This window comes from Lyngbya sp. PCC 8106, from assembly GCF_000169095.1.
Lineage (GTDB): Bacteria > Cyanobacteriota > Cyanobacteriia > Cyanobacteriales > Microcoleaceae > Capilliphycus.
The window spans coordinates 62486-81593 of the sequence record NZ_AAVU01000014.1; the positions used below are offsets into that span (position 1 = coordinate 62486).

General features: G+C 40.8%; 13 protein-coding genes. 10 read left to right on the top strand and 3 right to left on the bottom strand.

Annotation, left to right across the window (positions count from 1 at the left end; translation table 11 throughout):
- Positions 1–130: 130 nt before the first annotated feature.
- The 3 genes from L8106_RS11475 to L8106_RS11485 all read left to right on the top strand — a co-directional run bounded on the left by L8106_RS11475 (position 131) and on the right by L8106_RS11485 (position 6930).
- The gene (locus L8106_RS11475; protein WP_009784463.1) at positions 131–1447 is read left to right on the top strand and encodes a dihydroorotase; all 1317 of its coding nucleotides are present in this window, start codon (positions 131–133) and stop codon (positions 1445–1447) included.
- Positions 1448–1594: 147 nt separating this feature from the next.
- The gene (locus tag L8106_RS29555; RefSeq protein WP_009784464.1) at positions 1595–5374 is read left to right on the top strand and encodes a PAS domain S-box protein; all 3780 of its coding nucleotides are present in this window, start codon (positions 1595–1597) and stop codon (positions 5372–5374) included.
- Positions 5371–6930, top strand: coding sequence for a diguanylate cyclase domain-containing protein (locus tag L8106_RS11485; protein WP_009784465.1), 1560 nt, complete (start codon positions 5371–5373; stop codon positions 6928–6930). Before L8106_RS29555 ends, L8106_RS11485 begins: the two co-directional genes overlap by 4 nt.
- A 2-nt stretch (positions 6931–6932) precedes the next feature.
- Here L8106_RS11485 and lepB read toward each other — a convergent pair whose 3' ends face one another.
- Positions 6933–7553 (bottom strand): signal peptidase I, encoded by a 621-nt coding sequence (lepB, locus tag L8106_RS11490; protein ID WP_009784466.1) that lies wholly within the window; start codon positions 7551–7553, stop codon positions 6933–6935.
- Positions 7554–7890: 337 nt separating this feature from the next.
- Between lepB and L8106_RS11495 the strand changes: the two genes are divergently transcribed.
- From L8106_RS11495 to L8106_RS11510, 4 genes are all read left to right on the top strand, one after another.
- Positions 7891–9228, top strand: coding sequence for a dihydroorotase (locus L8106_RS11495; protein WP_009784467.1), 1338 nt, complete (start codon positions 7891–7893; stop codon positions 9226–9228).
- A gap of 180 nt (positions 9229–9408) precedes the next feature.
- Positions 9409–11355 carry a long-chain fatty acid--CoA ligase gene (locus L8106_RS11500; protein ID WP_009784468.1) on the top strand — a complete coding sequence of 649 codons (1947 nt, stop codon included), beginning with the start codon at positions 9409–9411 and terminating at the stop codon, positions 11353–11355.
- Positions 11356–11799: 444 nt separating this feature from the next.
- Positions 11800–12249 carry a YlqD family protein gene (locus L8106_RS11505; protein WP_009784469.1) on the top strand — a complete coding sequence of 150 codons (450 nt, stop codon included), beginning with the start codon at positions 11800–11802 and terminating at the stop codon, positions 12247–12249.
- 324 nt (positions 12250–12573) lie between these two features.
- On the top strand, positions 12574–13881 hold the full coding sequence (locus L8106_RS11510; protein ID WP_009784470.1) for a dihydrolipoamide acetyltransferase family protein: 1308 nt from the start codon (positions 12574–12576) through the stop codon (positions 13879–13881).
- A 107-nt stretch (positions 13882–13988) separates the two neighbouring features.
- Here the strand turns inward: L8106_RS11510 and L8106_RS11515 are convergent, their stop codons facing one another.
- On the bottom strand, positions 13989–14504 hold the full coding sequence (locus L8106_RS11515; RefSeq protein ID WP_009784471.1) for a GrpB family protein: 516 nt from the start codon (positions 14502–14504) through the stop codon (positions 13989–13991).
- A gap of 12 nt (positions 14505–14516) precedes the next feature.
- A complete protein-coding gene (locus L8106_RS11520) occupies positions 14517–15035 on the bottom strand; it encodes a dihydrofolate reductase family protein (protein WP_009784472.1) in 519 nt (172 codons plus the stop codon).
- Between the two features lie 212 nt (positions 15036–15247).
- On the opposite strand from L8106_RS11520, the gene L8106_RS11525 reads away from it, so the two are divergent.
- The 3 genes from L8106_RS11525 to L8106_RS11535 all read left to right on the top strand — a co-directional run bounded on the left by L8106_RS11525 (position 15248) and on the right by L8106_RS11535 (position 19105).
- Positions 15248–16246, top strand: a complete 999-nt coding sequence (locus L8106_RS11525) for a zinc-dependent alcohol dehydrogenase family protein (protein WP_009784473.1) — start codon at positions 15248–15250, stop codon at positions 16244–16246.
- 107 nt (positions 16247–16353) lie between these two features.
- A complete protein-coding gene (locus L8106_RS11530; RefSeq protein WP_009784474.1) occupies positions 16354–16869 on the top strand; it encodes a GNAT family N-acetyltransferase in 516 nt (171 codons plus the stop codon).
- Positions 16835–19105 carry a pentapeptide repeat-containing protein gene (locus L8106_RS11535; RefSeq protein ID WP_009784475.1) on the top strand — a complete coding sequence of 757 codons (2271 nt, stop codon included), beginning with the start codon at positions 16835–16837 and terminating at the stop codon, positions 19103–19105. Before L8106_RS11530 ends, L8106_RS11535 begins: the two co-directional genes overlap by 35 nt.
- Positions 19106–19108 lie beyond the last annotated feature (3 nt).

Here is a 19108-nt window from a genome sequence, read left to right on the forward strand (position 1 = left end):
CCATCAATCTTTCTTGCGCCCATCAATCTTTCTTGCGCCCATCAATCTTTCTTGCGCCCATCAATCTTTCTTGCGCCCATCAATCTTTCTTCAAACTAGAAATTTCAATTCTCAACTCTAAACTTAAATTATGACCCATGAACTGCTTCAAAATGTTAGAATACTTGACCCCGAATCTGGAACCGATACTGTTGCAGATATTTTAATTAAAGAGGGTGTTATTAGCGCAATTCAAACGAATCTTTCTCCCTCGTCTGATGTTGAAGTTCAAGACGCCAAAGGTTTAATATTAGGCCCAGGTTTAGTAGATTTATATAGCCACACGGGAGAACCAGGTTTTGAAGAACGAGAAACAATTTCTTCTTTGATTGACGCCGCAACCGCAGGAGGATTTACTCGCATCGCCCTTTTACCGGATTCTATTCCGCCTGTTGATAATCCCGCAACGGTGAGTTTAATTCATCGTCTCGCCCAAAATACGCCTGCTTGTCAAGTTTATCTTTGGGGTGCTTTAACGCAAGGTGTCGCCGGAAAACAAATGAGTCAACTGTCAGAATTAGCCACAACAGATATTATTGGTTTTGCAGATGGTCAACCGATTCAAGATTTGATATTATTGCGACGATTACTGGAATATTTAAAGCCGTTGAATCAGCCTGTTGCTTTGTATGCTTGCGATCGCCAACTCGCGAGTAATGGGGTGATGCGCGAGGGAAATGAATCGATTTTGAGTGGTTTACCAGGAATTCCTGCTTATGCAGAAACAACCGCTATTTCTACTATTCTTGAAATCGTCGCCGCGACTCAAACTCCGGTTCATTTTATGCGAGTTTCAACGGCTCGGAGTGTAGAATTAATTCGAGATGCTAAAGCCAGAAAATTACCAATTACAGCCAGTACAACTTGGCTACATTTATTACTCAATACTCAAGCTATTTGCGGCAAAAATCAGGGTTTACCCTTTTCAATGATCCCTTACGATCCCAACTTAAACCTCGATCCACCTTTAGGAACTCTTGAAGACCAAATGGCTTTAATTCAAGGGGTAAAATCTGGGGTAATTGATGCGATCGCCATTGATCATACCCCCTACACTTACGAAGAAAAAACAGTTGCTTTTGCGGATGCGCCAGCCGGTTCTATTGGGCTAGAATTAGCGTTACCTTTACTCTGGCAAACTTTTGTGAGTTCGGGTCAGTGGTCAGCGTTAGAATTGTGGCAAGCTTTGAGTACAAAACCCCTCAAATGTCTTGGAGAAAAACCGACAAGAATTGCCAATGGTAAACCGGCGGAACTGGCATTGTTTTCTCCTCAAACCTCTTGGAAGGTTGAAGCAAAAACGCTGAACTCTTTATCGATAAATACATCTTGGTTTAGACAAGAAATTACAGGTAAAGTATTAACAACTTACCGTAATAATTTTTATACTTCGTCAACAAAAAACTAAATATGACTAGAAGTTAAGAATTGATTCACATATTTTCTGTAAAGAACTATCAACAAAAATTGATTGGATGAGTTTAATTAAGATTGATCAGCTATGATATAGAGAACAGTCCCCTTGTTTTAAATTCCAATCATTACCCGTCAGATAATGTTAAACTCTATTCTATTATCTAACATTTATATTCCTCACGGGCATTGTTATCTATGGCAACCTTCTCTCGTTAGCTTACATCTGATATCAGATGCTTTGATTGGTTTAAGCTATTACTTCATTCCCATTGCTTTACTAGGCTTACTCAAGCAACGCCAAGATACACCTTTTAGAGTGGTTTGGTTTCTATTTGCAGCCTTTATTATTACTTGTGGTACTACTCATTTTATCGGTATTATTACACTCTGGTATCCGATTTATTGGATTTCGGGATTAACCAAAGCCTTAACTGCTATTGTTTCCATAATCACAGCCTTTAAGTTGATCTCGATTATTCCTCTAGCTTTGGCATTACCTAGTCCAACCCAACTTAAACAACTCAATCAAGAATTAAAAGAAAAAACACAATTTTTACAGAGTATTTATGAAGGAGTTGAACAAGCCATTTTTGTACTTGATGTAGTAGAAAATGGAATATTTCGTTATGTCAGTTATAATCCTGCGGCTGAAAGGTTTTCCGGTTTTTCAACTTCAGAAATTCAAGGAAAAACAGCAAATGAATTTATGCCAACCGCAGTTGCAAATCAGGTTAATCAGAAATTTCTAACCTGTTTAGATGCCCAAGAAAGTATTACTTTTGAAGAACATTTGTTTTTTAAAGGTGAGGAAAGATGGTTTTTGACGACTTTAACACCATTACAAGATCCGCAGGGAAATATTAAACAAATTATTGGGACTGCAACGAATATCAATGATCGCAAACAAGCCGAACAAAGACTACAGGAAAGTGAAGAACGTTTTCGTCGTGCTTTTGATGATGCGGCGATTGGGAAGGCACTTGTTAGTTTAGAAGGTAATTTTTTTAAAGTCAATCAATCTCTCTGTGAACTGACAGGTTATTCTGAAGTTGAGTTACTCTCAATCAACTTTCAAAGTATTACTTTTCCTCAAGATTTAGAGATAGATTTAAACTATATCAAACAACTTATTGCTGGTGAAATTCGCACCTATAAAATGGAAAAGCGATATTTTCATAAAAACGGAGAGATTGTTTGGGTATTACTCAATGGTTCATTAGTTCGCAATGAACAGCAACAACCCCTTTATTTTATTGCTCAAATTCAAGATATTAGTGAACGCAAGCAATCTGAAAAATATCTGCAAAAATATGAACGGATTATCGCAGCAAACTCTGATGCAGTCTGCTTAGTAGATTGCAACTACACCTATAATTTAGCGAACTTAGCATATCTCAACTGGTATCATAAATCTCTTGATGAAGTCCTGGGAAATCAGGTGAGCAACGTTATTGGGGAATCTCTGTTTGAACAAGTTGTTAAACCCAAGTTTGAAGCTTGTTTGACGGGTGAAATCATTCAATACGAAAGATGGTTTAACGATACAGACAACAGTCAACGAAAATTTATAAGCATTACCTATACTCCTTACCGCGAACTTGATCACAAGATTACAGGTATTGTCGTTAGTATTCGTGACCTCACCGCACTCAAGCTCACAGAAGAATCTCTACGCCAAACTGAAGAACGACTCCAATTAATCGCTAGCAATATACCGGGAGTGATGTATACTATAGTCGAAGAATTAGACGAGACATGGACTTTTGAATATCTGAGTGAAGGTTGCCATGAAGTGCTTGGAGTGGAAGCCAAAGATGCGATCGCAAATGCAAACCAAATTATGCAGCGAATTCATCCTGAAGATCTTCCAAAACATAATCAAGCCGCTACGATAAGTAAACAAAACCTCACTCCATTTTCTGAAGAATGGCGATATATTTTACCGTCCGGTCAAGTTCGATGGATTCTAGATAACGCTCGTCCTAAACGCCGTGAAAATGGCGAAACAGTTTGGCATGGCGTGATGCTTGATATTAGCGATGGCAAACAAGCTGAAATCGCTCTGCAAGAAAGTCAAGAAAGGCTTTACCGCACCCTAGAAGCGGGGCGAATTATTTGTTGGGAAGAAGATTTAATCAGTCAAGAAGTCAGCGGTTGGGGTAAAAATATTGCGGACAATTGGAAAGCAAATTTTTGGAAATATCCCCTAGAATTTGCGCCTGAAGGTATTTATTTTGAAGATCGCGATCGCGCTGTAGAAGCAAAAGAAAATGCGATCAAAACTAAAGGAGAGTTTCAAGTCGAGCATCGGTTGACAGGCTTTCCCGAAAAAATTTGGATGCTGGCTAAAGGGAAAGCAGTTGTTAATAATGACGGAGAAGTGACTCGTGTGGTTGGGGTTGCCATTGATATTAGCGATCGCAAAGCTGCTGAAACTGAGTTAGTGAAAGCCAAAGAAGCGGCTGAAGTGGCGAATCAAGCGAAAAGCATTTTTCTAGCTAACATGAGTCACGAATTACGTTCTCCTCTCAATGCGATTCTTGGTTTTACTCAAGTTATAAATGGGAGTTCTAACCTAACAACACAACAACAAAATAATCTGAATATTATTCAACGCAGTGGAGAACATTTATTAGGGTTAATTAACGAGATTCTAGATTTATCTAAAATAGAAGCTGGAAAAATTATTTTAATCCAAGAACCTTTTGATTTGTGGAAGTTAATCGAAGAACTTCAAGATTTATTTAGAATCAAAGCATCTCAAAAAAATCTAAAATTAACCGTTATAATTAATCCTAACCTCCCTCGTTATATTCAAACTGATCGGGTTAAGTTACGTCAAATTTTAATTAACCTGCTCAGTAATGCGATAAAATTTACTCAGAAAGGTACTGTCTGCCTCGAAGCTGACTTGAGTGAGACTTCTCCGGTTTGTTTGATAGGAACTGAAACCCTTCCAGTACAACTGCATTTTCGAGTCAGTGATACAGGTGTCGGCATCGAACCTGACGAAATCGATAATTTATTCAGTCCATTTGTACAAACTCAATCTGGAATTCAATCTCAGCAAGGAACAGGTTTGGGTTTGGCAATTTGTAAGGGTTATATTAAACTATTTGGAGGTAAAATAGAAGTTCATTCTCAGCCCCGAGTCGGAACCGTATTTGATCTTGAAATGCCCGCTTTACCTGTTGATATTGCAGAGATTATCCCTGAAAATTCTTCACAAAGTCAAGTGATTGGCTTACAACCCAACCAACCTCTTTATCGAATTTTAATTGTAGATGACGAGCCATACAATCGCCAACTCTTAGAACAAATTTTGACACCTGTGGGGTTTGAACTGCAAACGGCAAACAACGGTTTAGAAGCCATTGATCAATGGCAAAATTTTCAACCTGACTTGATTTGGATGGACTTGAAAATGCCTGTTCTAGATGGCTATGAAGCAATACGGCAAATTCGCCAACTCGAACAACAAAATCAAGCATCTGCTTCCCCTCGAACGGTGATTATTGCCTTAACTGCAAGTGCCTATAACTATCAAAAAGAAGCCGCCCTCCAAGCCGGTTGTGATGATTTTGTTTATAAGCCTTTACAAGTGACGGTGATCTTGAATAAAATGACAGAATATCTGGGAGTACAGTATCTTTATAAACAGATTCACCAGGCATCCCAAACCGTGAATTGGGAAAATGATTTATCACAAACTCAGTCTCAACTGGCAACGTTATCATCTGAATGGAAATCGAGGCTACAGGAAGCGGTACTCTCACTCGATGGAGAAGAAATCAATCATCTCATTAGAGAAATTTTACCCGAACACGAAAACCTAGCAAACTATCTAAAATTTCAGACTGAAAACTTCAACTATGAACCCATTCTTCAACTACTCGCAACTCAGGAAAATAATTCATGACATCTTCAAGTGAACCGTCAGTTCAGGTAACAAGAGCAAAAATTCTAGTTGTAGATGATTTACCCGAAAATTTACGTCTACTGCAAGATATTTTAGTTCAACAGGGCTATGATGTCCGATTTGCCAATAGTGGAAAATTAGCACTATTAAGTTTAAGCCGTTTTCAGCCAGACTTGATTTTACTTGATATTATGATGCCAGATCTTGATGGCTTTACCGTGTGTCAACAGTTAAAAGCCAATCGAGAAACCGAGAATATTCCCGTAATTTTTATGAGTGCGTTAGATGATGGCAGCAATAAAGTCAAAGGATTTCAAGTCGGTGGAAATGATTATATAACCAAACCCTTTATCACAGAAGAAGTCCTGGCCCGAATTCGTTACCAAATTTCTCTACAAACGTTACAACGGCAACTTCAACACAAAAATCAGGAGTTAATTCAGCAAAACGAACAATTACAACAGGCGCAACATGAAACCCAATTTTTACTCCAAGCAATTTGGGCGATAGAAAAGTCACAAACCCTCGAAGAAGCAATTAGTAGTATTTTAGATGTTATCTGTCAAAATATTTGTTGGGACTATGGCGAGGGTTGGCTACCCAACCCAGACAAAGGTGTATTAGAATATATTCCTCAGTTCCAAAGTTGTTCTGCTGCTTTCGAGAGATTTCAAAAGCAAAGTCGCTTGATTACCTTTGCCTCTGGCGAAGGATTACCGGGACGAATTTGGCAATCTCATAAACCCGAATGGATAGAAGATTGTTCGACTTGTTCGGAGCCAGTTTATCTGCGAACTCAACTGGTTGTCGATGCTGGACTCAAGGCCGTTTTTGGTGTCCCTGTTGTCGAGTCTGAAAAGTTGCTGGCAATATTAGTCTTTTATCACACTCAAGCTATTCCCTATCAAAGTCGGATAGTTGAATTAATTCAAGCCGTAGCGACTCAACTCAGTTCTTCTCTACAACAAGCCCAACTCAAACAAAAACTTCAACGGGCAAACCAAGAACTCGAATTGTTAGCCAATCTTGATGGGTTGACTCAAATCGCCAATCGTCGGCATTTTGACTATCACTTACAACAAGAATGGCAACGGATGCAACGACTCCAGTTACCCTTGTCATTGATTTTGTGCGACGTTGATTATTTTAAACGATATAACGATTGTTACGGTCATTTAGCTGGAGATGATTGTTTAATTCAAGTGGCTCAAACGCTTTATCAGTCTATGCAACGAGCAGCAGATATCGTTGCCCGCTACGGGGGAGAAGAATTCGCGATTATTTTACCCTACACTGATACCCCAGGCGCTATTGCTGTGGCGGAACGGATTCGCACCTGTATTTTAGAGTTGCAAATCCCCCATGCAGATTCTCAAATTAGCCCGATTGTGACAATTAGTTTGGGAGTGAGTAGTCTGATTCCGACTTCTAGTTGTTCTCCCCAATGCCTGATCCAACTCGCCGATGAAGCCCTCTACCAAGCAAAACAAAGCGGACGCAATACCTATGCCGTGACGCCCGCTATTTCAGTTCAACAAACCCATTTCCGTGAGTAAGCTTATTGAGGTTGAGGTTGAGGTGCAGACGGAGACGCATACAACGGACTTTCATCAAGCCCACCCACCCGGTTAGGTGGCCAAAACCGAACGATCGCTCGGCCAATAATATTATCCCGAGGCACATATCCCCAATAGTGGCTATCGTAGCTATTATTACGGTTATCTCCGAGAACCAGGTAGCTATCTTTAGGAACCTTTTCAGGTCCCCAGTTGTATTGAGGTTCTTCAGCGATGTATTTTTCCGCTAAGGGTTGACCATCGACAAAAACCAACCCATCTCGAACTTCGACTTCTTCACCCGGTAAACCAATAATCCGTTTGATAAAAGCATCTTTGTACTGGGTTTTGAGTTGATCCGTCGGAGAGAACACCACCACATCTCCGCGATCAGGATTTTGAAACTTATACCCCAACTTATCAATAATCAAGCGATCATTGATTTCTAAAGTCGGTAACATTGAACCCGAGGGAATATAACGGGCTTCTGCTACAAAAGTACGAATCCCCAAGGCTAAAACAATACTGAGTCCAATCGTTTTAAACCCCTCAACCCAGACATTTTCTGAATGATCTTGAGGAGGATGATTATTGGGTGGCTCTTGATTTTGAAGGCTACTCATAGGCCGTATGTGCAAGCAATTTTAAGAAAGGTTGATATCGCGGACAAGAAACTCTAAATTAATAATTTGAGGTGTGCCATGAATTATAGTGCAGACATGATCACTTTGTCGAAACCTGGACTCAATCGCAGCATCGCTCCTTGAGAAACTCAATCGTCTTTACTGTTTCTTGTACACCTCAATCTAGTGAGGTGATGTAGTCCATTCTATCAAATTGATCAGGCGATCGCCTATAGCCCCTTGACTATAACAGATTGCAAAGGTTCCAGTTCACTGTTCACGGGTCAGCAATTGATCAATTGCCCCGACACTCTATTACCAATGACTATTTAATGCCATGTCTAATCATACTCATTTGTTCATCCGTCAAGCGACCATTCTCCTCCCAACTGGTGAATTTTTGTTAGGAGATGTGAAAGTTCAAGGTTCACAAATCGTTGAAGTCGGGGCAAATCTTGCTGTAGATTCCGCCGCCGAAACGGTAGAAATTAATGCTCAAGGGTTGACATTGTTACCCGGAGTGATTGACCCCCAAGTTCACTTCCGAGAACCAGGGTTAGAACATAAAGAAGATTTATTTACCGCCAGTTGTGCTTGTGCAAAGGGGGGTGTGACTTCTTTTTTGGAAATGCCTAACACTCGCCCGCTAACGACAAATCAAGCCGCTTTAACAGATAAATTACAACGCGCCAGTCAAAAATGTCTTGTCAATTATGGCTTTTTTATTGGCGCAACAGGGGAGAATTTAGAGGATTTATTAACGGTGAATCCCACCTGCGGAATTAAAATCTTTATGGGGTCGATGAAAGGGCCGCTCTTAGTCGATGAAGAAACCGCTTTAGAACCCATTTTTGCCAAAGGCGATCGCTTAATTGCAGTTCATGCTGAAGATCAGGCTCGAATTAATCAACGTCGTCAAGAATTTGCCGGGATTTCTAATCCAGCAATTCATTCTCAAATTCAAGATAACCAAGCCGCATTATCCGCAACAAAACTCGCCTGTAAACTCTCCAAAAAATATCAACGTAGACTGCATATTTTACATCTTTCCACCGGAGAAGAAGCGGAATATTTACGCCAAGAAAAACCCGATTGGATCACCGCAGAAGTCACGCCGCAACACCTGTTACTCAATACCAGCGCCTATGAAACAATTGGCACAAAAGCCCAAATGAATCCCCCATTGCGATCGCCCCAAGACAATCAAATCCTATGGCAAGCATTACAGGATGGAGTGATTGATTTTATCGCCACCGATCATGCTCCTCATACCCTCGAAGAAAAAGCCCAAGACTATCCCAATTCCCCCTCAGGAATGCCAGGAGTTGAGACATCATTAGCATTAATGTTAACTCAAGCAGAACAGGGACGTTGTACAATCGCTCAAGTGTCTAACTGGATGTCTACAGCCGTTGCCAAACATTATAAAATTCCCAATAAAGGGGCGATCGCTCCGGGTTATGATGCAGATTTAGTATTAGTCGATCTCAACACCTATCGTCCAGTTTTAGCCGAACAACTGTTAACAAAATGTGGTTGGAGTCCGTTTGAAGGCTGGAACCTCACCGGATGGGCTGTTGTGACCATTGTAGGCGGTCAAGTGGTTTATGATCGAGGTCAGTTAAACACCGAAGTCCGAGGCCAAGCCTTAAGATTTGAAACCTCAACAAACTGACACCTAAAAATCTGTCTGTTCGGGTTAAAACTGATCTGAGAGTAGAGATAGGATAGTTGAAAGGAAGACTGGAATTGTCAATTGCCGACTCAAGAAAAGCCAATCCTTTGAGTCTAAATTGGAATTCCTGATTCCGGACGACCTGCTGCAAAATCAACTGATCTATTACAAACAGTCTCTATGAATAAATCCTCCTCATCTGATCTCAACTATACTTCGATTGGCGCCTTGCCGGAAATCTGGCCAATTTTAGCCAAAAAAGCGGGTCAAGCGATCGCCCTGCATGATCCTCACTGTCAACCGGATGTGATCCTCAGTTATAGTGAACTCTGGCTTCAGATTCAACAATTTGCGGCGGGACTGCAAACCTTAGGCGTAGAAGCCGTTAATGAGGAAAGCTTACCGACTCGTATCGCCTTATTTGCCGATGATAGTCCCCGTTGGATCATCGCCGATCAAGGAATTATGACCGCAGGGGCGGCGGATGTGGTACGAGGGGCGACGGCTGATCCGGCTGAGTTAGTTTATATCCTCAAAGATAGCGGTAGTGTGGGGTTAGTGGTCGCCGATCTGAGTTTACTCCAGCGTCTGCGATCGAGTATTGAAGATCTGCCCATCAAGTTTATTGTGTTGTTGTCCGATGAAGAACCCAACTCAAGTGAAATTCCAACTTTACCCGTACTAAACTTTACCCAACTGCTCAATCATGGCGGAGATTTTACCCTCAGAAGACCTGGGGTTTATGGTCAAGATAGTTTAGCGACATTACTCTACACTTCTGGAACGACAGGTAAACCGAAAGGGGTGATGTTGACTCATGGGAATTTAGTGCATCAACTCAACTCCATTCCCGATGTTGTGCAACCGGAAATCGGAGACAATGTTTTGAGTTTACTGCCGACTTGGCATAGCTTCGGACGCATCGGACAATATTTCTTGTTATCGCGAGGCTGTACTCAGATTTATAGTAGTATTCGCTATTTTAAGCGAGATCTCAAAGAATTTAAACCCCGTTATATGACCAGTGTTCCCCGGATTTGGGAATCGATTTATGAAGCCGCTCAAAAGCAATTAGGCGAACAACCGGCCAGTCGTCAAAAGATTGCCAAGTTCTGTTTTAGCCTCAGTGAACAGTATGTATTAGCCCGTCGAGTTGTTCAGGGATTAACCCTAGATGGGCAATCACCAGGGGGAATGCAAAAAGCGATGGCTCGTCTAAAAATGCTGTTGTTGACTCCCTTACATCAGTTAGCAGACAAACTCGTTTATCAAAAAATTCGGGCTGCAACCGGGGGAATGTTTAAATTTGCCATTAGTGGGGGAGGGTCTCTGGCGATGCACCTAGAGACGTTTTATGAGATTGTCGGGGTTGACTTGTTAGTGGGATATGGGTTAACAGAGACTTCTCCGGTGTTAACGGCTCGGCGTCCCAAGCATAATCTGCGAGGATCAGCCGGAAAACCGATTCCTCAAACTGAAATTCGCATCGTTGATCTTGAAACGGGGCGAGTGCTTCCTCGACTCGAAAAGGGTTTGGTCTTGGCACGAGGGCCACAGATTATGAAGGGGTATTTTGAGAACCCAGAAGCGACGGCGAAAGCGATTGATCCCGAGGGATGGTTTAATACCGGAGATATTGGGTGGTTAAGCCGACAAAATGATTTGGTGTTAACGGGGCGGGCCAAGGATACGATTGTTTTGAGTAATGGGGAGAATATTGAACCGCAACCCATCGAAGATGCTTGTGTTCGCAGTCCGTATATTGACCAAATGATTTTGGTGGGTCAAGATCAAAAAGTCTTGGGTGCGTTAATTGTACCGAACTTTGAGGGCTTGGAAAAATGGGCAGTCAGTCAAAATCTGAAGCTGAAATTACCCCACTCCGAGTCGGTCAACGACAGTGAAGGATTGGATCTCGAAAGTCAACCTGTTCAGAATTTATTCCGTCAAGAGTTGAACCGAGAGGTGAAGAACCGTCCGAGTTATCGGGTTGATGATCGGATCGGCCCGTTTCGCTTGATTTTGGAACCCTTCACGATGGAAAATGGGATGCTGACTCAAACTCTGAAGATCAAGCGTCCTATCGTAATGGAACGTTACCGCGATATGATTAACGCAATGTATTAAGCTGTGTCAGGGATCAATTGTCAGTTGTCAGCAGTTGGGAGTCCCTAGTGTCAAGAGGGCTGAGTATTGTTGTGTCTGAGGTTAGAGTCTCAAACCCAGCGCTTTTTCCCTTGACGACAGACAACTGACAGTTCACACTGACAACTGCACCGACGTTCTCACTGAACGTTTATACTCCCGCTCAAAACGGATATTTAGACTGAAGAACGGCAACGCACTGACCATAGGACAGATAAATGTTTACTGCCTAGAAGGAAGCGAATCTGTTTTTCGGGTGACTATCCGTGATGAATGACACCTCATCGCATCGCAAAAACCACGCAAAGTCGAGGATCATATCAGGGTAGGGCTTAACCAAGTGTGAGGCTTCACCGAGGCCGTCGCCAGACCCGATAGGTAGAGAATCAATTCGTGGGATAAGGACAATAGACAGGCAATATACTCATGGATATCTCGAACAATCAACTTCTTCTCAAACGAGCGATTAATATCAAAGCGATTGTTACCCCTCGCTGGAAAGAAGAAGCTCAACAGCAACTTCAAGCTCAAATTAACCAACTCGATAGTCAGTTGCAACAGCTCGAAATGCAAGGACAGCGGGCGATTGGTGAATTAAAAAAACAGACAATTCAACCTCCTGGCCCGGAAGTAATGCAGCAAATTGAGGGTATTCAACTTCAGATTAATGAACAGAAAAGTAAGTTCCTCGATCAAAAAAATCAGAGCTTACAACAACTGCAACAAATTCAAACTTTAGAACTTGAACAAGAAGTGAGTCAGGGGCAAATTGAAAGTGTATTTGGAGTTGCCAAGGGTGATAATCTCATTCAGAAAATGCAGGTCGAAGTCTTGTTGCGCGATGGCGTAATTGAAGATATTCGCGGCGAGATTTAATTCAATTGACGACAACAGATAGAGCGCGAACGGATTTACTTTAAGACTAGGCAGAATAGATTTATTTGTCTTAGTTGGCGTTAACGCCCATCCGTTCTGCGGTCAAAAGATCGGTTGGACTCAATCTGTTTGACTGAGTACGCTCGCCTCAGTTGAGGTGGGCTTTAGAGACGTTGCATCAAATGTCTGGGCTTAATCTGTTCTGCGATCGAAAGATCGGTTTCTCAGTGTTGAGAGTTGGGTTTTGATCTGACAACAAACTGAGCGCACCCCTTGAAAATTTTTCCCTGCTCCTCGTTTAACTATCTAGAACACCACACACCTATGATTCACGAAGTTTTCATGCCTGCCCTAAGTTCAACCATGACAGAGGGTAAAATTGTTTCATGGCAAAAAGCTCCTGGCGATCAAGTTGAGAAAGGAGAAACTGTCTTGGTCGTGGAGTCCGATAAGGCAGATATGGATGTAGAAGCCTTCTATTCGGGCTATTTAGCGACGATTTTGGTTCCCGAAGGCGAAATGGCCGCCGTGGGTAATACGATTGCTTTGATCGCCGAAACAGAAGCCGAAATTGAGGAAGCCAAACAGCAAGCCCCGAGTAGTGGTGGTGCTGCATCAACTCCGAGTCCGGCTCAAGCCCCGACACCTGCTCGTGAACCTGTGGCCGCCTCCGCCACAACCACGGCTCAAGATGCTCGCCGTCGTAATGGTCGTGTTGTGGTTTCCCCTCGCGCTCGGAAACTGGCGAAAGAGTTAAAGGTTGATTTGAGTAAACTCAATGGTTCTGGCCCTCATGGTCGGATTGTCGCCGAAGATGTGGAAGTAGCGGCAGGTAAATCGTCTCAGACGGCTCAAAAACCACCTGCTCCGGCATCTTCGTCGCCCAGTGTATTTCATCAGCCTCAGACGCAACCCGCACCCGCTCCTGTGCCTCAACCCGTTCGGGCGGCAGCAACAGCAGGCCAAACGACACCGATGAACACGCTGCAAAATGCAGTGGTGCGAAATATGATGGCGAGTCTGCAAGTGCCTTCGTTCCATGTGGGATATACGATCACAACAGACCGTTTAGATGCGCTTTATAAGCAAATCAAGCCTAAAGGTGTGACGATGACAGCACTGTTGGCGAAGGCGGTGGCGGTAACGTTGCAGAAGCATCCGTTGGTGAATGCCAGTTATGTCGAGTCGGGGATTCAATACAGTAGTGGTATTAATGTGGCTGTAGCGGTGGCAATGGCTGATGGCGGACTGATTACGCCTGTGTTGAAGAATGCGGATCAAATTGATATTTATTCGCTGTCTCGCACTTGGAAAGATTTGGTCGAACGTTCTCGGGCGAAGCAACTGCAACCGGACGAATATAATAGCGGAACCTTCACTTTGTCGAACTTAGGAATGTTTGGAGTTGATCGCTTTGATGCGATTTTACCTCCCGGTCAAGGTTCGATTTTAGCGATTGGCGCTTCTCGTCCGCAAGTGGTAGCGACAGATGACGGCATGATGGGTGTTAAGCGGCAAATGCAGGTTAATATTACTTGCGATCATCGGATTATTTATGGGGCAGATGCGGCGGCTTTCTTACAAGATTTAGCCACATTAATTGAAACCAATCCTCAATCTTTGACGATGTAAAAGTTTGATTTTTTATCCCCAACCCCCTTTCCTCAATGGCGAGGGGGAACTAATATCAAATCTAGTTTACATTCAAACCATTGGATTTAAAGAGGGGTTTAGCGGGTTTAAGTCAACCCTTCAATTGCTTTTTTTTCGACTTCTTTAATAAAACTATCTTTTCCATCCATATATCCTTCGATATTGTCAGGATATTTTGCAGCGAGTTCTTGTTTTAATACACTATATTGTTGAGCTTCTTCTAGATGGGTTATCAGGTAATCTCGAAAAGCCAGATGACGCTTTATTTCGGTTGAACCGACTGCAAACACATGAACATGATGAGTTCTGATTCCGGCTGAGTTATCTTTGCGAAAATATCGACGCCCGATAATTCCAAGCTCTCCCATTATTGTATACCCAAATGACTCCATTTCGGCATTTTTTTCGTCAACTTTTGTAATGTCTTTGACTACAACTAACAAGTCAATAATGGGTTTAGCATAAATATCAGAAATGGAGGTGCTACCAATATGATGAATGTCGATTACATTTTCGCCAAAAATATTAGCAATTTGTTGGGATTCTTTCTGAAAGTCTTGTTTCCAGTTGGGGTTAGGAGGAACAACTTCTACTTTTCTCATCACAAAAATATTTCAAGGTTGATAAAACAAAAACACAACTCCGTTATCATAAATTTTGGTGTGGGTAAGTTCTAAAGCAGTTTGTTGAATTTTTCCAGAAAATAGAGGAATTCCCGACCCCATCAAAAAAGGATTTAACTTAATTATCACTTCATCAATCAAATTGGCGTTAAAAAGGGTTGTGGCTAAATTTGCACCGCCACAAAGATAAATATCTTTACCCATTTCCTGTTTTAAACTGTCAACAAGTTCGAGAATATTTTCCGAGACAATCTCAATATTTTCGTCGGGCTTTTCTTTTATAGTTCGCGAGAAAACATAACTTTTCATCATCGGATAAGGATTGGTTTTTCCTTCTTTTAAACCGACTTCATAGGTTTTACGTCCCATCAACACAATATCAAAGTCTTTCAACGAGTTTAAATAATCGCTGACCTGTTCACCTTCAAACAGAAAACCATCAAATGAACCATCTTCATGTGCAATAAATCCATCCAAACTCATTGCTACATAATATTTTAATTTTCGCATTTTTAGACCTCTATTTTTCAAGCCAAAGTTAATAGTAGTAATTTTTCCCTAACGGATGGGATGTCCTTGTTTACCTTTTTGATTATACTACAGTAATATTACAAACTATTTTCGACTAACTCTCAAATTTTTAGGGTGAGTCCCCTCTACAGGACTGCAAAAAAGCGGTAGATTTATTCTTAGGTATTGCTCAATCAGAAGATAAAATCATTATGAAAGCCATTGTGATGACCCAACCAGGGGGGCCGGAAGTTCTCAAGCTGAAACAGGTGTCAGAACCGAAGATTAAGACAGATACAGAACTTTTGGTTCGTCTGAAAGCCGCAGGAGTCAATCCTATCGACACGAAACTCCGTAGCCGAGGAACATTTTACCCCGAAAAAATGCCCGCTATTCTCGGATGTGACGGGGCGGGTGTGGTTGCTGCAGTGGGTAAAGGAGTTGAAAAATTTCAAGTCGGGGATGAAGTTTATTTTTGTGACGGTGGACTGGGCGATGAAACGGGAAACTATGCGGAGTTTACTGTTGTTGATGAAAAGTTTGTCAGCAAAAAACCACAATTATTGAGTTTTGCAGAAGCAGGGGCGGCGCCTTTAGTGTTAATTACGGCGTGGGAATCTCTTTATGATCGCGGAAAATTGCAACCTGGACAACGAGTTTTAATTCATGCAGGAGCGGGTGGTGTGGGTCATGTAGCGATACAATTAGCAAAGTTACAAGGGGCAGAAGTTGCGACCACTGTTTCCCCGCACAATGCCGATTTTGTGCGTCAGTTAGGTGCTGATTTAGTGATTGACTACAAACAAGTCAATTTTGTGCAGCGAGTGTTGGACTGGACGGATGGCGAGGGGGTTGATTTAGCATTTGATACGGTGGGGAAAGATACTTTTTTTAAAACAATAGAAGCGGTAAAAGTTTATGGAGATTTAGTCACGATTTTAGAACCGGATACCAGTTTAGGAAATTTGAAAGAAGCCCGCAAACGAAATCTAAGAATTGGTTTGGAATTGATGCTGACACCGATGTTACAAGGATTGGTTGATGAACAAAAAGATCAAGCAAAAATTCTTCAGCAATGTGCGCGTTTAATTGATGAAGAAAAACTCAAAATCAATGTTAATCATGTTTATCCGTTAGCGGAAGCAGCCAAAGCACATCAAAATTTGGAAGCGGGAGGAATGATTGGAAAGTTTGTGTTATCCATAGACTAATTTCAAGTTCAAACCTTCTTGTTTTGCTGGTTTTAAATAATTTAATTGATCGAGGAGCGAGGAGATCTAAGTTCACGCTTCTTTTTAATGGAGAGAATCACAAAAAGATGTCTGAAATGTTAGTGACAACTTATTTGGAGATGACTGATTTTGCAGAGTTTAAACCTGCTATCCTTAAAGATATTCTAGGAGTTGCTATCTTTCCCTTGGAAACACCCGATATTCAATTTTATCGCTTTTTGTATCGTCAGGTCGGAAAGGCTTGGCGTTGGCGTGATCGGTTATTATTGAGTGATCAAGAATTAACTGATATTCTAGCAGATGTGGGGACAAGTATTGATATTTTATATGTAAATGGAGCGCCCGCAGGTTATATTGAACTCAGTCAGTATCAAAGTTCTACGGAAATTGTCTATTTGGGTTTACGTCCTGATTATTGTGGTCGCGGCTTGGGGAAATATCTACTGAGTTATGGTATTCATAAAGCTTGGACTCAAAATATACAACGTCTTTGGGTGCATACTTGTAATCTTGATAGTGTTTATGCTCTTGATAATTATCTTAAACGGGGATTTAAAATCTATAACATTGAAGAACAACCTATGCCTAAACAATATCTTTAGTTCTACTCAATTTCGTGCTATTCGTCAAGGGGTTAAACTTGGGATTTTAACCTTCATCACTTGCTTGATTTTTCTGGTTTTGTGTTTTCCGGCTCGGGCTGAAAATTCATCAACTGGACAAATTCCTTTGACGCTAGATATTTTACAGGAAAAAGTAAAAAATCCAGTGAATCAAGCTGGTGTTTATTTTATTGATCTGCAAAATTTTATCATTGATTTACAACCCGAAAATTCAGAATTTAGTCAACAATTTTATCAGCAAATTCAAACCGCAGTTAATCAGTCTGAAAAATCGGAAGATACAGTGGGTTTAAATTTGAGTAAGTCTCTGATTAAAGGAGATTTTATTGGGAGTAAAATTGGAGTGAGAGTTCCTTTACTTAAAGAAACATTTTGGTCTATTTTTTCATCAGATGAATTAAAAATACTCACTTCAAAACAGTCTCAACTTTCGCTACGAAGTCAATCTCCTGAAAATGCGGCTGTAACCCTCCCTAAAATTACTGTAATTCGAGGTCGTCTTAAATGCAAGGATACTGAATTTCAGGGAAATGTTGATTTTAAAAAAGCTTTTTTTATCCGAGGTTTAGATGCTCAAGAGGCAGTATTTAGCCAGAAAACAAATTGGAGTGAAACTATTTTTAATAAAGTTTCTAACTTTAACAATGCCATCTTTAAAGATAAAAGCAACTTTAATCAGGCAATCTTTTTAAGTCCAGCAAAGTTTGATAAAACAAATTTTCAAGCGTTTATAAATTTTGAGGATAGTCATTTTCAGGAAGTGAGTTTTAATCAAGCTCATTTTCAAGATTTTGCTAATTTTAAAAGTATTACTTTTGATGGAGAAACTGATTTTAGTGAGTCTTGGTGGCAAGGAAGAACTGTTTTTTCCAAGTCTCGCTTAACTCATTCTATTAGTTTTCAACAGGCTATTTTTGAAGAATCTGTTGATTTCCGGGATACTCGGTTTAACCAAGGGCTTAGTTTACGAGAAGCCAGTCTTCAAAGTGCAATTGATTTTAGTGATGCAGGATTTGGTCGATTAACAAAAATTAATGTTTCTGACTTAATGTTTGATTCAAATTCAGCTCAAATTATGGGTGATCCGGGTATTATTGGGACAGTTATTTCGGTGAAAACATTACAAGGAAATGAAAACTTACTTCGCAATTTAATTCAAAACTTTCGTCAACAAGAACAGATTGAGGATGCTAATAAAATTGAATATCTCAGAGCGCAGTTAATGCTTAAACAATTTAAACGTAATATTTTTGGAGTAGACTTAAATACTGCTTCTATGTCTCGATTAATTTATGCTGGATTTACTAAAGAACAAGCAAATGATATTTTAAATTCAAGAATTAAACAGCCTTTTCGGAACTTAACTGAGATTTTAAAGCTAGATAAAATTGATTTAGCAACCTATATTAAAGTTTATGATCGTGTCGTTGCTAATCGTTACCAGGGAGAACAAGACAAAGATACAAAAACTGGATGGGAAAAAGTTGTTTTTGATAATTATATTATTCCATTTTTCAAAAGTATTGATACGGCTTTACATTGGCTGGAGTTAAGTGTACTTTTACTCTTGAGTGGTTATGGAACCCGTTTTGAATTAGTTGCGGGAGTCGGTATTGTTGCCATTGCTTATTTTGGCTTAGTATTTTGGTTTGTAGATCGAGTCAGGAGACGACATCCGACAGCGATTTTGCCAACATCTTCAGAAACAATTTGGATGTTAACCAGTTATGGAATATTAACTTCTATTGGTTTAACTCAAATCTTTAGGGAATCGAGTCATCCAATTTTAACTTTACTTTGTTTAGCGGTTTTTATTGTTCCAATTCCCGGTTTTTTAGTTGGATTTTTGTATTACCGAGGGCGTCATCATAACTTATTAGATTCATCTTATCTTACTGAAGATGCTAGTCAGCGACAACTACGATTAATGATTGGTAGATTACCGTTAATGCCACGATTTATTTTCTTTCGCGATCGCTATATGCCGATTCTTTGGGATAGAGGCTGGAGTTGGCTGAATTATTATGATTTTAGCCTCAATAATTTTCTCAAATTTGGCTTTAATGATCTCCGTCTCCGAGATGAACACCTACCGGGAATAATCGCTAATTTAGTCTGGTATCAGTGGAGTTTAGGGGTTCTTTATCTTATTCTTCTATTTTGGACACTTTCTCGCACAATTCCAGGATTAAATCTGCTGATCTATCTGAAGTAAGAG

What these genes read in the sequence shown, in the direction of transcription:
- L8106_RS11495 (WP_009784467.1), top strand. Translation starts at nt 7,891, where the DNA reads ATGTCTAATCATACTCATTTGTTCATCCGTCAAGCGACCATTCTCCTC.
- L8106_RS11475 (WP_009784463.1), top strand. Translation starts at nt 131, where the DNA reads ATGACCCATGAACTGCTTCAAAATGTTAGAATACTTGACCCCGAATCT.
- L8106_RS11515 (WP_009784471.1), bottom strand. Translation starts at nt 14,504, where the DNA reads ATGAGAAAAGTAGAAGTTGTTCCTCCTAACCCCAACTGGAAACAAGAC.
- L8106_RS11525 (WP_009784473.1), top strand. Translation starts at nt 15,248, where the DNA reads ATGAAAGCCATTGTGATGACCCAACCAGGGGGGCCGGAAGTTCTCAAG.
- L8106_RS11520 (WP_009784472.1), bottom strand. Translation starts at nt 15,035, where the DNA reads ATGCGAAAATTAAAATATTATGTAGCAATGAGTTTGGATGGATTTATT.
- L8106_RS11485 (WP_009784465.1), top strand. Translation starts at nt 5,371, where the DNA reads ATGACATCTTCAAGTGAACCGTCAGTTCAGGTAACAAGAGCAAAAATT.
- L8106_RS11505 (WP_009784469.1), top strand. Translation starts at nt 11,800, where the DNA reads ATGGATATCTCGAACAATCAACTTCTTCTCAAACGAGCGATTAATATC.
- lepB (WP_009784466.1), bottom strand. Translation starts at nt 7,553, where the DNA reads ATGAGTAGCCTTCAAAATCAAGAGCCACCCAATAATCATCCTCCTCAA.
- L8106_RS11500 (WP_009784468.1), top strand. Translation starts at nt 9,409, where the DNA reads ATGAATAAATCCTCCTCATCTGATCTCAACTATACTTCGATTGGCGCC.
- L8106_RS29555 (WP_009784464.1), top strand. Translation starts at nt 1,595, where the DNA reads ATGTTAAACTCTATTCTATTATCTAACATTTATATTCCTCACGGGCAT.
- L8106_RS11530 (WP_009784474.1), top strand. Translation starts at nt 16,354, where the DNA reads ATGTCTGAAATGTTAGTGACAACTTATTTGGAGATGACTGATTTTGCA.
- L8106_RS11510 (WP_009784470.1), top strand. Translation starts at nt 12,574, where the DNA reads ATGATTCACGAAGTTTTCATGCCTGCCCTAAGTTCAACCATGACAGAG.